The sequence below is a fragment of the Emticicia fontis genome (genome assembly GCF_054779675.1).
In genome coordinates, this window is sequence record NZ_BAAGXU010000046.1 from 189324 (window position 1) to 205693 (window position 16370).

Annotated in this window: 13 protein-coding genes; 5 read left to right on the plus strand and 8 right to left on the minus strand. The window is 41.2% G+C overall.

Going from position 1 to position 16370, the window contains the following annotated elements:
• Positions 1-152 precede the first annotated feature (152 nt).
• The 5 genes from ACYVFA_RS20465 to ACYVFA_RS20485 form a co-directional block, all read right to left on the minus strand.
• The gene (locus ACYVFA_RS20465; RefSeq protein ID WP_460473718.1) at positions 153-1868 is read right to left on the minus strand and encodes a GMC family oxidoreductase; all 1716 of its coding nucleotides are present in this window, start codon (positions 1866-1868) and stop codon (positions 153-155) included.
• Positions 1869-1898: 30 nt separating this feature from the next.
• A complete protein-coding gene (locus tag ACYVFA_RS20470) occupies positions 1899-2432 on the minus strand; it encodes a gluconate 2-dehydrogenase subunit 3 family protein (RefSeq protein ID WP_460473719.1) in 534 nt (177 codons plus the stop codon).
• 174 nt (positions 2433-2606) lie between these two features.
• Positions 2607-3305, minus strand: coding sequence for a TapB family protein (locus tag ACYVFA_RS20475; protein WP_460473720.1), 699 nt, complete (start codon positions 3303-3305; stop codon positions 2607-2609).
• A 154-nt stretch (positions 3306-3459) separates the two neighbouring features.
• The gene (locus ACYVFA_RS20480) at positions 3460-6201 is read right to left on the minus strand and encodes a DUF1553 domain-containing protein (protein WP_460473721.1); all 2742 of its coding nucleotides are present in this window, start codon (positions 6199-6201) and stop codon (positions 3460-3462) included.
• A gap of 228 nt (positions 6202-6429) precedes the next feature.
• Entirely contained in the window at positions 6430-6846 is a 417-nt protein-coding gene (locus tag ACYVFA_RS20485) for a hypothetical protein (RefSeq protein ID WP_460473722.1), read from the minus strand.
• 495 nt (positions 6847-7341) lie between these two features.
• Here ACYVFA_RS20485 and ACYVFA_RS20490 point away from each other — a divergent pair, with 495 nt between their 5' ends.
• The 5 genes from ACYVFA_RS20490 to ACYVFA_RS20510 all read left to right on the plus strand — a co-directional run bounded on the left by ACYVFA_RS20490 (position 7342) and on the right by ACYVFA_RS20510 (position 12322).
• Positions 7342-8013, plus strand: coding sequence for a hypothetical protein (locus ACYVFA_RS20490; protein ID WP_460473723.1), 672 nt, complete (start codon positions 7342-7344; stop codon positions 8011-8013).
• 126 nt (positions 8014-8139) lie between these two features.
• A complete protein-coding gene (locus ACYVFA_RS20495; RefSeq protein ID WP_460473724.1) occupies positions 8140-9123 on the plus strand; it encodes a hypothetical protein in 984 nt (327 codons plus the stop codon).
• 111 nt (positions 9124-9234) lie between these two features.
• A complete protein-coding gene (locus tag ACYVFA_RS20500; protein ID WP_460473725.1) occupies positions 9235-10287 on the plus strand; it encodes a hypothetical protein in 1053 nt (350 codons plus the stop codon).
• Positions 10288-10409: 122 nt separating this feature from the next.
• On the plus strand, positions 10410-11267 hold the full coding sequence (locus tag ACYVFA_RS20505; RefSeq protein ID WP_460473726.1) for a helix-turn-helix domain-containing protein: 858 nt from the start codon (positions 10410-10412) through the stop codon (positions 11265-11267).
• A 65-nt stretch (positions 11268-11332) separates the two neighbouring features.
• Entirely contained in the window at positions 11333-12322 is a 990-nt protein-coding gene (locus ACYVFA_RS20510; protein WP_460473727.1) for an aldo/keto reductase, read from the plus strand.
• 174 nt (positions 12323-12496) lie between these two features.
• Here ACYVFA_RS20510 and ACYVFA_RS20515 read toward each other — a convergent pair whose 3' ends face one another.
• The 3 genes from ACYVFA_RS20515 to ACYVFA_RS20525 all read right to left on the minus strand — a co-directional run bounded on the left by ACYVFA_RS20515 (position 12497) and on the right by ACYVFA_RS20525 (position 16358).
• Positions 12497-13504 (minus strand): Gfo/Idh/MocA family oxidoreductase, encoded by a 1008-nt coding sequence (locus ACYVFA_RS20515; RefSeq protein WP_460473728.1) that lies wholly within the window; start codon positions 13502-13504, stop codon positions 12497-12499.
• Between the two features lie 120 nt (positions 13505-13624).
• On the minus strand, positions 13625-14629 hold the full coding sequence (locus tag ACYVFA_RS20520; protein WP_460473729.1) for a hypothetical protein: 1005 nt from the start codon (positions 14627-14629) through the stop codon (positions 13625-13627).
• A gap of 136 nt (positions 14630-14765) precedes the next feature.
• A complete protein-coding gene (locus ACYVFA_RS20525) occupies positions 14766-16358 on the minus strand; it encodes a LytTR family transcriptional regulator DNA-binding domain-containing protein (protein ID WP_460473730.1) in 1593 nt (530 codons plus the stop codon).
• Between the last annotated feature and the right edge of the window lie 12 nt (positions 16359-16370).

A 16370-nucleotide genomic window follows, 5' to 3' on the forward strand; every position in this document is an offset into this window, starting at 1 on the left:
CTAAAAGCATTTTTAACAGTTTAATTGTTGCACAAATATCCCGTTTACGCAAATATTACACTAAATTTTTATTCATAAAAGCCTAAAAAAAAATAATAAAAAAGCCCTGTCCATTCCCACAGACAAGGCTCTTTCATATCATTAAATACCCCCTACAAATTCCCTTTCTTCAATTCCTTCACCGCATAATCAGCGGCTCTGGCTGTGAGTGCCATATAAGTCAATGATGGGTTTTGTGTTGAAGTTGAGGTCATACAGGCACCATCGGTTACGAATACGTTTTTGCATTCGTGCAGGGCATTCCATTTGTTGAGTAGAGATGTTTTAGGGTCTTTACCCATTCTTACGCCACCCATTTCGTGAATATCCAAGCCGGGCGTGCGGTTCGAATCATTGGTACGGATATTTTTGAAACCTGCTTTGGTATACATTTCTGTGAGTTGCTCGAAGAAATCTTTTACCATCTTGCGGTCATTATCGTCATAATCAACCGAGATACTTAACTGCGGGATACCCCAAGGATCAACTTTTGTTTTATCTAATCTTACATAGTTGCTTTCTTTCGGAATAGTCTCTCCCATCATGTGTGAGCCTACGCTCCATACATTGCTTAAGTATGGATTCAATAAGCCTTTTTTCAAATCTTCGCCCATCGCGCTTCTGTCGTCACGCATATATCTGCCTGCCTGAAAACCCGAAGCATAACCACGCAAGAAATCGGTTTCTTGCTTGAATACATTGCGAAAACGAGGGATATAAGGCGAGTTCGGACGGCGACCATCAGTTGTGCTATCCAGATAGCCTTCATAATCAGCGTTTATGGTAGCTGTATAATTGTGGAAAGCCACATATTTACCCAACAAACCATTATCATTACCCAAGCCATTCGGGAAACGACTGGAAATAGAGTTCAACAGAATCAGGTTCGAGTTCAATGCCGCTGCGTTTACAAAGATGATGCGCGCATAATACTCGGTCATTTGTTTGGTATTGGCATCAATCACTCTTACGCCGGTCGCTTTGCCTTTCTTTTCATCAAAAATGATAGAATGCACCACCGAATCAGGACGAAGCGTCATTTTTCCGGTCTTGGCAGCCCAAGGCAAGGTAGATGCATTGCTACTGAAATAGCCTCCAAACGGACAACCGCGCTCACAGATGGTGCGGTGCTGGCATTTAGCTCTGCCCTGTGCCAAATGTATTGCTTTAGGTTCAGTAATATGCGCACAGCGACCCATAATAATATGGCGGTCGTTATAGTTTTTGGCTACCTGCTGACTGAAATATTTCTCTACGCAGTTCATTTCGTGTGGTGGTAAGAACTCACCATCAGGCAAGCTGGCTACACCATCTTTATTTCCCGAAATCCCTGCGAATTTCTCTACATAGCTGTACCAAGGAGCAATATCATCGTAGCCAATCGGCCATTCTACAGCAAAACCGTCACGACCTGGGCCTTCAAAATCGTATTTCGACCAGCGTTGGGTTTGTCTAGCCCAAAGTAAAGATTTACCACCTGTCTGGTAGCCACGAATCCAGTCGAAAGGTTTTTCCTGTACATACGGATGCTCGGCATCTTTTACAAAAAATTGCTGGGTACCCTCATAGAAAGCATAGCATTTACTGACAATCGGGTTAGCATCGCGTACCTCTTTTTTCAATTGTCCGCGGTGTTCAAACTCCCATGGTTGCATCATGGTCGTGGGGTAATCTGTTACGTGTTTTACTTCTTTCCCACGCTCCAGAACAAGAGTACGAAGTGCTTTTCCGGTTAATTCTTTGGCAGCCCAGCCTCCACTGATACCCGAACCAATCACGATGGCATCAAAAGTTTGCGCCGCAATGGCATCTATATTAAAATATGACATGATTTTAGATTTTTGATAGGGTTAGGATATTTATTTGCCAGCCTGCGGTTTGGCAGGTACACAGCCATGATAGCGCCCCGGAATGAATTCAAAGACACGCAGGTTGGTCATCACATATTCTGAATTCAGATAGCCCTGAATCGTCAGGTTTTTCACTAGTCTGATGAACCCTTTTTCGGTATCATTGCCTGATTTATCCATTTTGTTTAATACAGCCAGTCTTTGCGCAGGCTCGACTTCTGTAAAGGCTTTATTGTAATTTTTCTTTGCGATTTCATCTGCTGCCGACAAACCTTTCTTGAATGTTTCCTGTGCTTTGGCATCGTAGCAATCGGCCACCATAAGAGTCACAAATTTATCTACATTCAGTTCTCTGGCTCCAGGTGTATCTGTTTTCGGGATGATAGTTTCTACGATTTCTGCCAATAAGGCTTCCTGTGAAGAAGAGAGAATAATATCTGACTGGCTGAGTGTTTCTTTGCTCCAGGCATTGGCCCATGATGGGAGCACAAGGGTGCTGCCAATACTCAAGGCAAAGGTTTTTAAGGCCGCTCGTCGTTGCATGATAGTGATAGGTTGAAAATTTATGCAATTTACAGATTTATCATCTGTTTTTAAAATCGTTGTTCTAGACCGATTGATTTGGGGAGATATTTTTATTGTGGTTTAAAATATAAAATGTTGTAGGGGTTCAAAATTTTGACCCCCTACTCCGTCTATAATCGATTCAATATATTTCTACTGTCCTTCGATCTTTGTCACTACCATATAAGTCTGGCGGTTGCCTTTTTCGTCATATTGTTCGGTTTTTACCAATCCTACGCCTTTAGCCAGATATTCGGTACATTTCAGGGTGCGGTTGCCCATGAATTTCATGTTCATGGTATAGGTCAGTTTGGCACACTCAAATTTGCCAGCAGGCGTTTCCACAGTTTCGTAAGCTTCTACTTTTCGGTTAGTGATATTGGCATTCATGTTCATGATGGTCATGCCGCCTTCAAATCCGGTTTTTACATTGATACTGGCATCTTTTAACGCATCTCCTACCTTTAAATCTCTTGGATATATCATCTGGTCGCCGGTAACAGTTACTTTCATATCCGGCGATTTAGGCATCATCTCACCACTGATATTGCGGATATCGGTATAATAATCTCCGCCCACACATTTGCCTGTCGATTCACTTTTCGATAGTAATTTGCCTTTGCCATCGTATACTTCGTGGGCAAATGACATGGAGATACCACCGTCAATAGGCTTATAATCAATTACTTCATATCTGGTTGTGAGTGTTAGCTTATCTTTCTTGTCGTAAGAAGTCATTTCGACTTTCATTCCTTTTTTGAAAGCAAAATAACCGCCGCAATCCTGCGCGATTGACGAATGGATATTTAAAATGAAAATAAGTGCCGAGAGAAGCGAGAGTATTTTTTTCATGGTTTATTATAGTTTAATACCCCTAATAAACTAATATCAGCGGTTTTTGGTATTAATAAAACTGAAAATTTATTAAACGTAATTAAGGTATCTTGGGTTTAGTATAGGTACATCCCAAAAATGGCCATTGCACAGTCGAAGGCGGCGCCTTAGCCTACTCCTTCGTCACAATTTCATCCAGATTCAGCATGGCATTGGCGGTTACGGCCATGGCTGCCATTTTAGGAGAAACATCTGAGCGACCGAAGAATTTATAGGCTTCTATCGGGTGTTTGGTGTATTCTTGTTCAGTTTGTCGGTAAAGTTTGGCAAGTACCTGCAATTTCCGGCTATCAATATTCCGCATCATAATCAAGTTGAAACCAGCTTGTATCTGCTCTTCCGGGGTTTTGCCTTTTTTGAGCATATTTTTAGCTAATTCCTGTGCCGCCTCTACGTAGGTAGGGTCATTGAGTGTTACTAAGGCTTGCAAAGGGGTATTGGTGCGTAAACGTCTGAGCTGGCAAAACTCACGGCTTGGGGCATCGAACGACATCATTGATGGATAAGGAGCCGTACGTTTCCAGAAAGTATAAATGGCACGACGGTATTTATCTTCTCCTTGCGAGAGTTTCCAGTTTTCTCCATTCCAAGGCGACTGCCATAATCCATCCGGCTGGTAAGGCATCACACTCTTGCCATACATTTTATGAGATAAAATGCCACTTACCAACAGTGCCTGATCTCTCACCTGCTCGGCTGTGAGGCGGATACGTGGGCCACGGGCTAAGAAACGATTGTAGGGGTCTTTCTCCAATAATTCTTTGTTCACATCAGACGATTGCTGATAGGTGCCAGAGGTCACAATTTTTTTCAGCAATTGTTTTATACTCCAGTGCATATCATCCTGAAAGGTAACCGCCAGATAATCGAGTAATTCAGGATTTGATGCGCTGAATCCTTGTGTTCCAAAATCTTCTACGGTTTCAACAATACCTGTACCGAATATCTGTTCCCAGAAACGATTGACTGCTACGCGAGCCGTAAGCGGGTTATTGCCACTAACCAACCATTTGGCCAATCCTAAACGATTATGTGGGTAATCTTTGGGCATTTTTGAGAGATACGTTGGTACATCAGCTTTTACCTCTTTGCCATGTACCAGCCAGTTACCACGCTCAAAGATATGTTGTTCACGCGCCAGATCGCCTTCTCCTTCACTCATGATAGGTGTGAAGTCGGCTTTGGCATTGAGTATTTCTTTGTATTTAAGTTCGACAGACTCATACTCTTTGCCCTCTCCAAAAGTTTTCTGGAATGAGAGCCACTTAATCTGGAACCAGTCTTTTGGCTTTTTCGGATTGATGAAAGTAAAGAATAAATCATGCTGCCCTTCCAGCTTGGGTAGCTGATAAAACATGACTGTATCGCGAGCCGCAAAAACCGGAATTGTAAGAATGATATTGCCATCTACTTTACCGTCTCTGATGTGCAGCACACCTTTTTCGGTGCCTGTATTGAAATTCATTACCAGGCGGTTTTTATCCGTCAATGTTACGCCTTTTAATCGGCCGTAACCTGTGTGTTGTAAGCCTACATACTTGGCATCTAATAAAGAAGATGTACCTGCCGATAGCGGCTCTATATCATGCGAATTAACTTTAGGTTCTAAAATCCTGACAAATTTCTCGAACTCCTTTTCGTTTTTACCCTTGGCCAGAATCCAGCTTTTCAGTTCTTCTATTTTGGTTGAATCTTCGGACTTATAAAATCTCAGGTAAGGCGTATCGCTCACCACATCTTCATCACGGGCATTGTTAAAAAATGCCATGAGTTTATAATACTCTTCATGTCTGAATGGGTCGTACGGATGGGTATGACATTGTACACAACCCATCGTAGTGCCCTGCCAAACATCAAAAGTGGTATTCACACGGTCAATGGTTGCTGCTACTCTGAATTCTTCGTCTACTGTTCCACCCTCGTCATTATTCATCGTATTCCGGTGGAAACCTGTGGCGATGAGTTGTTCATTGGTCGGGTTCGGCAATAAATCCCCGGCCAGCTGTTCTATCGTAAATTTATCGAAAGGCTTGTCTTCATTAAAGGCTTTAATCACATAATCACGGTAACGCCAGATATTGCGATACACATCTCTTTCATAACCTTTGGTATCGGCATAACGGGCCAGGTCTAGCCACATAGCTGCCCAGCGCTCGCCATAAGCTGGGGATGCCAATAGCTGGTCAACTACTTTTTCGTAGGCATTGGGAGATTTATCGTTCAGAAAGGCTTGTAACTGTTCTTCGGTTGGGGGTAAGCCTGTTAAATCCAGATAAACACGGCGTAGTAAAGTGCCTTTATCGGCAGGTTTGGAATGTTCCAATCCTTCTTCTTTGAGTTTGTGCAGAACAAAATTATCAATCTCGTTTTTGGCAAAACGGGTCTCCTCATCTTCAATCAGTCCTAAACGGGCAAAAAATCCACCGACCGATGGTACGTCGGGTTTTTCAGGTTTCTGGTAAGCCCAGTGGTCGCCCCAGGGTGCGCCCTGGTCAATCCATTTTTTCAATAAGGCAATTTCTTCTTTGTTGAGCGGATCTTTACCTTTGGGCATCCGCTCTTCGGTATCATTTGTTATCAGGCGTTTATAAAATTCAGAATGATCGGCATCACCCGGAATAATGGCTATTTTACCTGATTTGCCTTTGGTATTCAGGGCCTCCTGCGAAAACAGGAAACTCAGTTCCGCAGCTTTTTTCACGCCTCCGTGGCAAGACACACAATGCTTATTCAGAATCGGCTTGATTTCGGTATTGAAATCAACCTTATCTGAAAAAGGATTGAAACTGAAAGCCATGATAGCACCAGCGGCAACCACTATCAGAGAAAAGAGAAAAAGCTTAGAGTATCTCATAACTTGTCTATACAACAATAAATCTTTACAAATTTAAAAACTGTTTGCGGTATTCGCATTGAATTCTTCGAAGATTTTTAATTAAATTCCTTTGAAATAAAAACGAATGAAATATATGTATTTAATATTGAAGGCTATTTAGTTAATTGCCTCCGCGCGGCGTCCGCCAGCTTTAGCTGGGGGTTTACATCCGAATCGGCTTTAGCCAAATATTGAGATCAGTTTTGGCTAAAGCCAATTCGGATAATTTTCTATTGTAACCCCATTTAAAAATGGGGGCATGCATATATTGGCTTTAGTAGTTACTTTGGCACTCCGGAAACCATCGATGTCCTCTGGCAAAAAGGTAGTCACCGTAGCGACTACCTTTTCTGATGTCATTTCACTAGATGATTCTTGAATAGGCTCCAGAACTACTTGCTGATAATTATAACCAACCGCCCTTTTATATAGACTCCCTGCCACATTTGCATCGGCTAGCAATTTAGCCTTTTTAATAGCCTCCCGAAAACCCGGATATTTTTTCATCCATTTATTTAAGGTTGCACCTAGCAGACAAATCTTGTAGGCTTGCTCGTCATACTCCGGCAGATAAGTGGTGATGCCTCTGCCACCTATATTGACAATACTTTTTTCTTCTTTCATTGCAATAATTGTTATGTGGACGACCAGTTGTGGACGACCAGTTGTGGACGACTAGTTGTGGACGACTAGTTGCGGATTGTTATCTAATAAATTTCCGACTTAGAATTGTATTTTCAAATTGATTGAGGTGATTTCTGGTCAAATCATACTGTTGTTATATTCTTCGCACCTTAGTCGCTTTACCACGCGGAGCGTCGGTTCTAAATCTTACCGCCCGGCGGACCGTTTCAGTCGCTGTCTCTCGACATCTCGACTTTAAAAGGCTGAATCCCTCATTTAATAAAGATATTCAACAAAAATCCCGACGGATTTGAAAGATTTCAAAAATCATCACTAAATTTAACCATTCGACACTACTATTTACTTGTGTTGTATGATTATGATTGTACAATCTTTGCAATACCTCAACATTTGAATCAAAATTAACCAAACGGTTATAGTCACCAGTCCATTTATTATTTCATTTAAGCTAGCAAACATAGTTCAGTAAACGAAATGAGCGATATTTTCAAAACATTAAAGGGCCTTTTTGTTGTACAGACCCCATCTGAGGGCGAAACTACCGAAAGTACCGACAAGGCTACTCCGGCCAAAGCTGAAACGTCTGTCAACAGCACCGCACAAAGTTCCACACCGCCACCGCCTCCCGGAAAAGCATCAGAAAAGTTTTACGACATTCTGTTGAGTGCCATGGAGGCCAACAACCAGGAAGGCTTTGATTATTTTGAGTATAAGAAATCATTGCAGACACTGGCTAAAATGCCTATGGACGAGCAGACGCGTTATTTCTCGGCTTTTGCTGCGGCACAGGCAATGGGTGTGACATCACAGAAACTAACGGATTCGGCTACTTTTTATCTGAAAGTACTGGCATCAGAAGACGCAAAGTTTCAGGAATCGGTAGCCGCACAACGCGAAAAACAGATTGGCAACAAAGAAAAAGCCATTGCTGATATGGAGGCGACTATCAAAGGCAAAACCGAGCAGATTGCCAGGCTGACCGAAGAAATACAGAAACACCAGACCGATATGGAGAAGATGAAAGCGGAGATTTCGGATGCGGTGATAAAAATTGAAACGACACTAAGTGATTTCCATGCTACTTTCGACGAACTGACTGGGCAAATCAACAAAGACGTGGAAAACATGGGAAAATACCTGAAATAGGTAAAATTGTGAATAAGTAAAACCCTGATTCCGGAAAGAGAAAGCCCCTTTACTCTACTGGAATTATAAACATACATTATGAATTTTATAAGACTTCTCCGGGGGCGGAGGGTTACCTGATAAAATATGGAAATGCAAGAAATGAAACCCAAATCGTTTTGGGAACGCCCTGAGGGCAAAACAGGTACTCTTTTAGGCGCAGGTTTACTATTAGGTGGTGGTGTGCTTTTGTATAAAGCGCTGCCTTACCTCATTACATTGGCTTCAAACACGCTGTATCTGGCTGGTTTGCTGATAGTACTGGCGGCAGTTATCTATATGATACTTGACCCTAAAATGAGAAATCTGATTTTTTACATTTACAAAAGTATTATGCGCTGGATAACGGGGCTTTTCGTACAACTTGACCCAATCGGTATCCTGAAAACATATATAGATGAATTGAAAGGGAATCTGGGCAAAATGAATCAGCAGATTTCGACGCTGAAAGGCCAGATGTATAACCTGAAAACCATTATCGAAACCAATAAAAAACAGATTCAGAATGATTTAAATCTGGCTAGCAAAGCGAAAGACACTGATAAACAGGCTATGATGGTATTAAAAGCCCGCAAAGCCGGACGTTTACAGGAATCGAATATCAAGCTGGAAGATTTATACAAAAAGATGGAGATTCTTTACCGTGTATTAGGCAAAATGTACGAAAACTCGGAGATTATGCTTGAAGACATTAAAGATCAGGTAACGGTAAAAGAACAGGAGCGTAAAGCCATTCGTGCCAGCCACTCGGCTATGCGTTCGGCCATGAATATCCTGAACGGTAACAAAGACCAACGCCAGATGTTTGATATGGCCATGGAATCTATCGCTGATGATGTGAGCCAGAAAGTGGGCGAAATGGAGCGTTTCATGGAAATGTCGTCGAACTTTATGGATTCTATCGACCTGCAAAATGGCGTATTTGAAGAAGAAGGCTTGAAGATGCTTGAGAAATGGGAAGATGAAGGTGTATCTTTATTATTAGGCAATGATAAAAAAGCATTGATTGCCGGTAAAGATGTTTCATCAAGCAAACCGTCTGGTAATCAATACGATAAACTTTTTGAATAAGAAAAAACCGGGTATCAATACTTCTGGTAAAGATACCCGCATTAAGCATATACTAAACTTTATCATCTATCTTATATACACAAAATCTCAGTAGATTTAACACTTAACACAATGAAAACAACACTCACACCATTTGCTAGATTTATGATTACGCTTGTTATTTTGGCGGGTCTATTTTTTGGAGGCAAATATATTATAGAGAATACCAGTTGGGGCAAGTCTTTGATGAACAAAGGTAATGAGACTACCACAACAGATGCGACAACCAAAGCACCGGAAGAAGGCCCTGCTGCCGAAAGTTCTTCTACGGCCTCATCAACTAATAGTGATAATGAAGCAACGGCTACAGGCTCGTCTTCATTCAGTTTTGTAGCACCTGAGCCTGTGAATGGCAAACTGAAAGGGGTTGTAGAATTAGGCGCTAGTGGTTTCAACTCATTTATTGTGAGAATCGATAAAGACAAAAACTGGAAAAAGGAAAAATCAGAGTTCGGAAATAGCCTCGTAACTGAAAATATGGCTACTGATGAAGACATCAGAACCGGCTTGAAAAAATATATCGGTGGTATGCTTGATTTCGGTGTGAGCGGTCGTGATATCCACTTCGTAGTGAGCTCGGGCGCTGTGAAAGCCGATGTGACACAGAAAATTGTTAAGAACTTAAAAGCGCTTAACTACTTTGTAAACACGGTAACACCAGAACAGGAAGGTGCTTTAGCCTTGAAATGTACGCTACCTAAAGATTTTGAAGATGAAGCTTTTGTAACTGATATTGGCTCAGGTAATACTAAAATCTCATGGTTAAACAATGGTGGTGTTTCGGCTTTGGAAACCTATGGAGCGAAATATTTCCAGAATGGAGAAGATGATGGAAAGGTATATGATGAGGTAAAAGCAAAAGCCTCAGCTGTACCAAGCATGAAACGTAAAACCTGTTTTATTATCGGTGGTGTACCTTTCTCAATGGCGAAAAAGGTGAGAAACGGTAACGAGCGATATACAATCTTAGGTGACCCGGCTTCTTATAAAGACCTGAAAGATGCGAAAGACAGAGCAGGTATAAATATTTACAAAGCGATTAAAGATGCAACCAAAACCGAACAATTTGTTTTCGACTGGGATGCCAACTTTACGATTGGTTTCTTGTTGGGCTTGCCTAATTAATCATATTTAGTGATGGCGTGAATGAGTGATTTAGCGGCCGCCGCGCGCGGTGATTAATTTGCTAGATCACTCATTTTAATTTATATGCAATTCAAATCCTCTTTTAAGGGAGGTCAGCAGTTATGCTATACAACGAATCATTTCTCAATTCTTATAAGCAAAATAACCATTTATCTATTCGCCTGATTTCTCCTGATTTTGGGCATTTGCCTGCCGAGATTATTGATAATTATGGGCTTACACACCGCAAGCTCTACTATTTTTTCCTCTTTATGCTGAAAGGCAGCACCCACCATGGAGTCGATTTACAGCAATTTGATATAGAAGAGAATGAGCTTCTTTTTATCTTACCACATCAAATCCACCGGTTGCCGGATACCCGACATGGTACCGATTATTTTAAATTGGGGTTCGATGAAGAATGTCTTACACAATTGCCTAAGCAATACCCTTTCCTGATTAATCCTTTCAATCAGCAAAAAATACGGTTTATGCCCCCTGCTGCGACAAGGCTTACAGCCATCTTCAAAATATTACAGGATTTATTAAGTGCAGCAGATACCGATTCTGAGTTAATTCTGGCGCATCTCAATAGCTTGTTAACCGAAATCAACACAGCTTATTTTGCTGCCGACAGAAGCCTTGCAGATACTCAGATGTCTCAGTTTATCCGTTTTAAGCTTTTCATTGAAGAAAACCTCACAGACCACACCTCCATCAGCACTATTGCTAAAAAACTGGGACTTAATACCAATAGCCTCTATTATATTGTGAAGCAATATTCCGGCCTTTCCCCTAAAGAATTTATTACGAATCGCCTCATATTAGAGGCTAAACGCCGCTTGTATTACGCCGAAAGTTCAGTAAAAGAACTGGCTTATGATCTGGGTTTTAACGACCCCGAATATTTCTCCCGTTTGTTTAAAAAAGAAACTGGTAAAACCATTACGGCCTTCGTTCAGGATTTGTCAGGGAACTAATGTGTTTTGTCCAGCCCGTTTCCTTGTTTCCTGCTGACCTTTGTCTTACATAAAATGACAAGACAATGAACAGAAAATTAGGATTGAATGGCCCATTGGTATCAGCCGTAAGCCTGGGTTGTATGGGTATGTCGGGTGCTTATGGACAATCTGACGATAAGGAATCTATCGCCACTATTGAACGTGCACTTGAACTCGGACACAATTTTTTAGATACGGCCGATTATTATCGGGTAGGTCATAACGAAGAACTTATTGCTCAGGCGATTAAAGGTAAGCGTGACAAAGCTTTTCTTTCGGTGAAAACAGGCCAGTTAATTACTGCCGGGCCAAATAAATCGATGGGGCCGGGGTCGGTATGTGGTCGTCCTGATTATATTCAGAACGCTGTATTTTATAGCCTTCAACGCCTGAAAACGGATTATATCGACCTATACACACCCGCACGGGTAGACCCTGATGTGCCTATTGAAGAGACAGTTGGTGCATTGGCTGATCTGGTAGCAAAAGGGCTTATCCGTTATGTTGGTTTATCTGAAGCTTCAGCGGCATCTATTCGTAAAGCAGCGGCGGTATATCCTATTACTGCCTTGCAAATAGAATATTCTCTTTGGAGTCGTGAGATTGAGGCTGAGGTACTTCCGACAATTCGTGAATTGGGAATTGGATTGGTAGCTTATGCGCCACTCAGCCGGGGATTTTTGAGTGGTGAATTCAAAAAACCGGAAGATATAAAAGATAGCCGCATGTATATGCCACGCTATCAGGGAGAGAATTTCTACAAAAATCTGGAGCTGGTAGAAAAGATAGAGGCTATGGCTGCCGAAAAAGACTGTACTGCTTCTCAGTTAGCTATTGCCTGGGTATTGGCACAGGGCGAAGATATTATTACGATTCCGGGTACGAAACGCATAAAATATCTGGAAGAAAACATTGCCGCTGAAAACGTAAAACTGACTCAGGAAGATTTACAAAGCATTGAAGCAATTATGCCCGTAGGCATTGTATCAGGCACTCGTTATCCTGAGCGTTTTTTGGGGGCATTGGGAAGGTAATTTTACACTCATTAAGCGGTTTTATTTTAAAAAAGGGTTAATTTTATCTATTTTATAAACTGTTTGAGTTAAATTTTTAGAATCAAAATGATTCTAAAAATTTAACTCAAACAGTTTATAAAACAATACGGATATTATTTGCTTAGTCTCTATGTGCGGGCTTCTAACATCCAATTACAATTGCTTCACTGCCTCAATAATCTTCATCTGCTCTACAATCTGTTCTGGTTTGATGAATTGTTCTTTGCCTTCGGCGATAACTTCGTAAAGATTCTGAAATAAGAGTGCCCAGTTACCCGGTTCGGTGTCTACGTGTCCTTTGAAAGATACGCCATTGATTTCTGCATTCAGTATACCGCTATTGGCTTTTGATTCGATGCCATAGCCGGTCATTCCCGGCATTAATCCGGCTTTCAGGTGGTCTTCCTGTACATCAAGTCCATATTTTATAAAGGAACCTTTAGTTCCATGTAGCACATATCTCGGGCCTTCTTCTCTTACCAGAAGACTTGATTTAAGTGTTACTTTCAGTTTGCCATAATCCAGTCTGATGTCAAAAGCATCATCAATCGCCGAGCCTTCCCGTTGGATATAGGTTTCTCCCCAAACACTTTGCGGTGCACCAAATAAGGTGATGGTCTGGTCGATGATATGCGCGCCTAAATCATAAAGAATACCATTAGCCGGAATCACGGCTTCTTTCCAGGGCTTAGGGTTCAATACTGGTTTATATCTATCATAATGTGCCTCATAACTGATTAATTCGCCCAGAATACCACTGTCTACCACCTTTCTCACAGTTCTGAAATCACCATCGAAACGTCTGTTCTGGAAGATATATACCACTTTATTCTTTTCCTTCGCCAGAGCAATGATTTCTTCAGCTTCTGCTACGGTTGAGGTAAAAGGTTTTTCTACCAGAATATGTTTATTGGCATTGAGGCTTTTAATAGCCAATTCATGGTGCGTAGCACTTGGCGAACAGATGCTTACCAGATCTATTGAATCGTCGGCCAATACCTCATCTATGCTTTTGGCTACGTCTACGTTCGGAAAAATTGCCCTTGGATCCTGACTATTACAAACAATGGTTTTTAACCAGAAATTAGGGTTCAATTCAAAGAAAGGAGCTTGAAGGTATCTCCCCGACAGTCCAAAACCGACTAAGGCTACATTAATCATGGGTTTAATCAAATAAGGTTGTAAATGATGGGCTAAATTAAGTAAAAAAGCCTGGTTGCAAGTATACAAAAAGGCTTTTTTCTGGTATTTATATGCTACTTAGTATCTTTCTATTGGCAATTATTCTTTATAAGTAACCAGAATTCTGGCCGGGCGGTTGGCGATATTGGTATAGCTTGTCATTGAATTTTCGATAACTACGTGTGTTGAGGTAATAAAATAGAAATACTGAAAACCTGTAGCTGTGGTAGAGCCATAGCTTGGTGGGAAATCGTGTCCGGTTGAAGCATTAACTAGAATCGATACTGATAGTATTTTTTCTAGCGCTACTCCATGTGCCACATAGGCTACTCCCCCGGCCGTTACACTGGTATTGATAGATAGTTGTTTCATTTTTATTTTAGGTGCTCCGGTTCCTAAATTAGTATAGCCTCCTATTGAAGTATTTTTTTCTACTATTGCGTCGCCATCACCTGTTAAAATCAAAGGCGTAGCACTATTGACAGAGTTTGTCCAGTATACCAGATTGGTGCCAGCTGTAGACCCTGACAAAAAATGATTCTCCCAACTATTACCTGTGGTAGAGGTAGTTTTAATGATTGATGAGCTGGTACCTGTGCTGTTTAATTGTAAATGCGGAGAACCGCTCGAAGCCAGATGGTTGATGTGAAGTTTAGCCGTTGGACTTACATTATTAATCCCGACATTACCATTATGATCAATCATCATTCTTTCAGTAAGGCCCGTGGTATTATTAGCCGTTGTCATGAACGCTATTTTAGTACCTGCTGTGCCAGTGTTCCAGTCTTGCGATGCTCTGAAAAATATAGCTGCTTTTTCTGTGAAAATGTTCGAAGAGTTATAATATCCTCCCCCACCTATTCTGAATAATTCATCCTCTTGTAATACTGGTAATTTTGATGAGATGGTGCCGTTGAATCTTAGCGATTGAATGCCTAAGATAGCACTATTAGAAGATAACTTGATATTATCACCCCAGCTATTGTTGTCTAATACTGTTCGTTCAGGTAAAATCGTAATACTCTGTGCGAAGGCGGAGTTAGCGCTAAAAAACAGTAAAAATGCAGTCAGGTTAAAAGCCCAGGCGTAGATAAGTTTTTTCATGTCTTGAAATGTTAAATTGATAGGAGTTTATCATATTAAGTCATGAAAAATAGATAATTATCAGCCGCTCTGGTAACGGTTATACTAACCAATGAGTGAATAACAGACCTCACTTCGTGAATAACAGCAAAATTTATTAACTGGCAAAGAGTTTTTTCAGGAGTTCCTCTTTGCGGCTTCTCGAAACAGGTACTTCAGCGCCATCCTGCATAATCAGGCTACCGCCATCGCCACGCTTATAGGTAGACACAAAGCCAAAATTAACCATGTGAGATTTATGCACTCTGATAAACTTGAAAGGGTTCAGTTTCTCTTCAAACTCTGCCATCGTGCTCGATGCCATTATCTGATTCTGGTTCTGTACATAAAAAATGGTATAATTACCTGCCGCCTCAACTCTGATAATATCATCTTGCCTGAGAATAATTGTACCCTTATTAGTGGCAATGTGCAAGGTCTCATGTGGTGGAATAATCTCCTTCTCTTTAGTCTTATTGATTTCTTCAAGGAGCTTCTGGTGCTCGTTGCGTTGGGTTTCAATGGTTTGTTTCATCAGGGCAGTCCGGTGAAATAAGCCCGTAGTGAAAAATGCCATTTCTCCCAGATACGAAATCCCCCAGAGCAATTGCAGGTATTCATCCTGTTCAAGTCGGCTCAGGGTACTCAGTCGCAACAAGACCTGCTGCCCGACAAAGGCCCCTACAAACAAGAAGCATACCCCCCAGATCAGGAATTTATTCTGCTGATTATATAATCTCAGTAATCCCAGAAGCGTAATCATGCTCAGGATCATTTCTACAAACTCGAAGCCATTATGAACTGATATATAAAGCGGAACAGTATATTTTTCGACCACAAAGAAAAGCTCAACCACCATGTAAACAGCCATAAAGAGTACCTGAAACCTGATGAATTTATTAAAGGCTGGCCATCGGGCAGGGATATTGGCAAATTCGCGGATAAAAAACAGGTAGCAGATGATTGACAGGAATGAGAATGTTTGCGAGAAACGGCTGATGAAACCAACTTCCCGAAGCCCTGTAAATATGTCTTCAATTACCAAGAGACTTATGCTCATGGCTACCCTGAGCAGGATAAAAACGATATAGAGCAGGTATATGAGATAGATTCTCTCTCGAAACAGGAATAGTTGAATGGCCGTGATTATCAGAATCAATACTACTACGCCAAGAAAAATGGGTTGGGCATATTTGCTGACAAAACTATTGGACTGGTTAATTTTTCTCTCCTGATACTGGCTATAATCATATTTCAATAGAACCAGGTCATCATGCTCTATGGCGTAGTTCTTTATTTCTAATAAATATTCGCAGGTTTCATTTTGCGGGATAGATAAGTGAATGAATGAAATTTCATCACGTACCGACCTCTCGTGGTAGGGACAAGTAAAACCTGTTTTCCCAATCAGTTCAAGACCTGTTTTAGTTATCTGATAGAGTTTTACTAATCCCTGGTTATTGCAGTAGATATAGGCAATAGTATTTTTGTCGGTATTGCCTTTCAGATGAAATTTAAACCTGAGTGTAGAGAATTCAGGTAGAATCAGTTGTCTGGTTGTTTTTTTAAAGCTTAGCGTATCCTTTAAATTAAAGGGCTTTGCAGTAGTATCAGTATCAATACGATACGAACCCTCTTTTAGCAGGGACTCCTGGCTCAGACAAGGAGATGAAAGAACCAACAACAACAAAACCGTATAGATTGCTTTCATTTTTGGGATACG

Excerpts from the sequence above, each read along its gene's own strand:
- ACYVFA_RS20485 (WP_460473722.1), bottom strand. The coding sequence starts at position 6,846 with ATGAAAGAAGAAAAAAGTATTGTCAATATAGGTGGCAGAGGCATCACC.
- ACYVFA_RS20480 (WP_460473721.1), bottom strand. The coding sequence starts at position 6,201 with ATGAGATACTCTAAGCTTTTTCTCTTTTCTCTGATAGTGGTTGCCGCT.
- ACYVFA_RS20525 (WP_460473730.1), bottom strand. The coding sequence starts at position 16,358 with ATGAAAGCAATCTATACGGTTTTGTTGTTGTTGGTTCTTTCATCTCCT.
- ACYVFA_RS20490 (WP_460473723.1), top strand. The coding sequence starts at position 7,342 with ATGAGCGATATTTTCAAAACATTAAAGGGCCTTTTTGTTGTACAGACC.
- ACYVFA_RS20470 (WP_460473719.1), bottom strand. The coding sequence starts at position 2,432 with ATGCAACGACGAGCGGCCTTAAAAACCTTTGCCTTGAGTATTGGCAGC.
- ACYVFA_RS20515 (WP_460473728.1), bottom strand. The coding sequence starts at position 13,504 with ATGATTAATGTAGCCTTAGTCGGTTTTGGACTGTCGGGGAGATACCTT.
- ACYVFA_RS20475 (WP_460473720.1), bottom strand. The coding sequence starts at position 3,305 with ATGAAAAAAATACTCTCGCTTCTCTCGGCACTTATTTTCATTTTAAAT.
- ACYVFA_RS20465 (WP_460473718.1), bottom strand. The coding sequence starts at position 1,868 with ATGTCATATTTTAATATAGATGCCATTGCGGCGCAAACTTTTGATGCC.
- ACYVFA_RS20505 (WP_460473726.1), top strand. The coding sequence starts at position 10,410 with ATGCTATACAACGAATCATTTCTCAATTCTTATAAGCAAAATAACCAT.
- ACYVFA_RS20495 (WP_460473724.1), top strand. The coding sequence starts at position 8,140 with ATGGAAATGCAAGAAATGAAACCCAAATCGTTTTGGGAACGCCCTGAG.
- ACYVFA_RS20500 (WP_460473725.1), top strand. The coding sequence starts at position 9,235 with ATGAAAACAACACTCACACCATTTGCTAGATTTATGATTACGCTTGTT.
- ACYVFA_RS20520 (WP_460473729.1), bottom strand. The coding sequence starts at position 14,629 with ATGAAAAAACTTATCTACGCCTGGGCTTTTAACCTGACTGCATTTTTA.
- ACYVFA_RS20510 (WP_460473727.1), top strand. The coding sequence starts at position 11,333 with ATGAACAGAAAATTAGGATTGAATGGCCCATTGGTATCAGCCGTAAGC.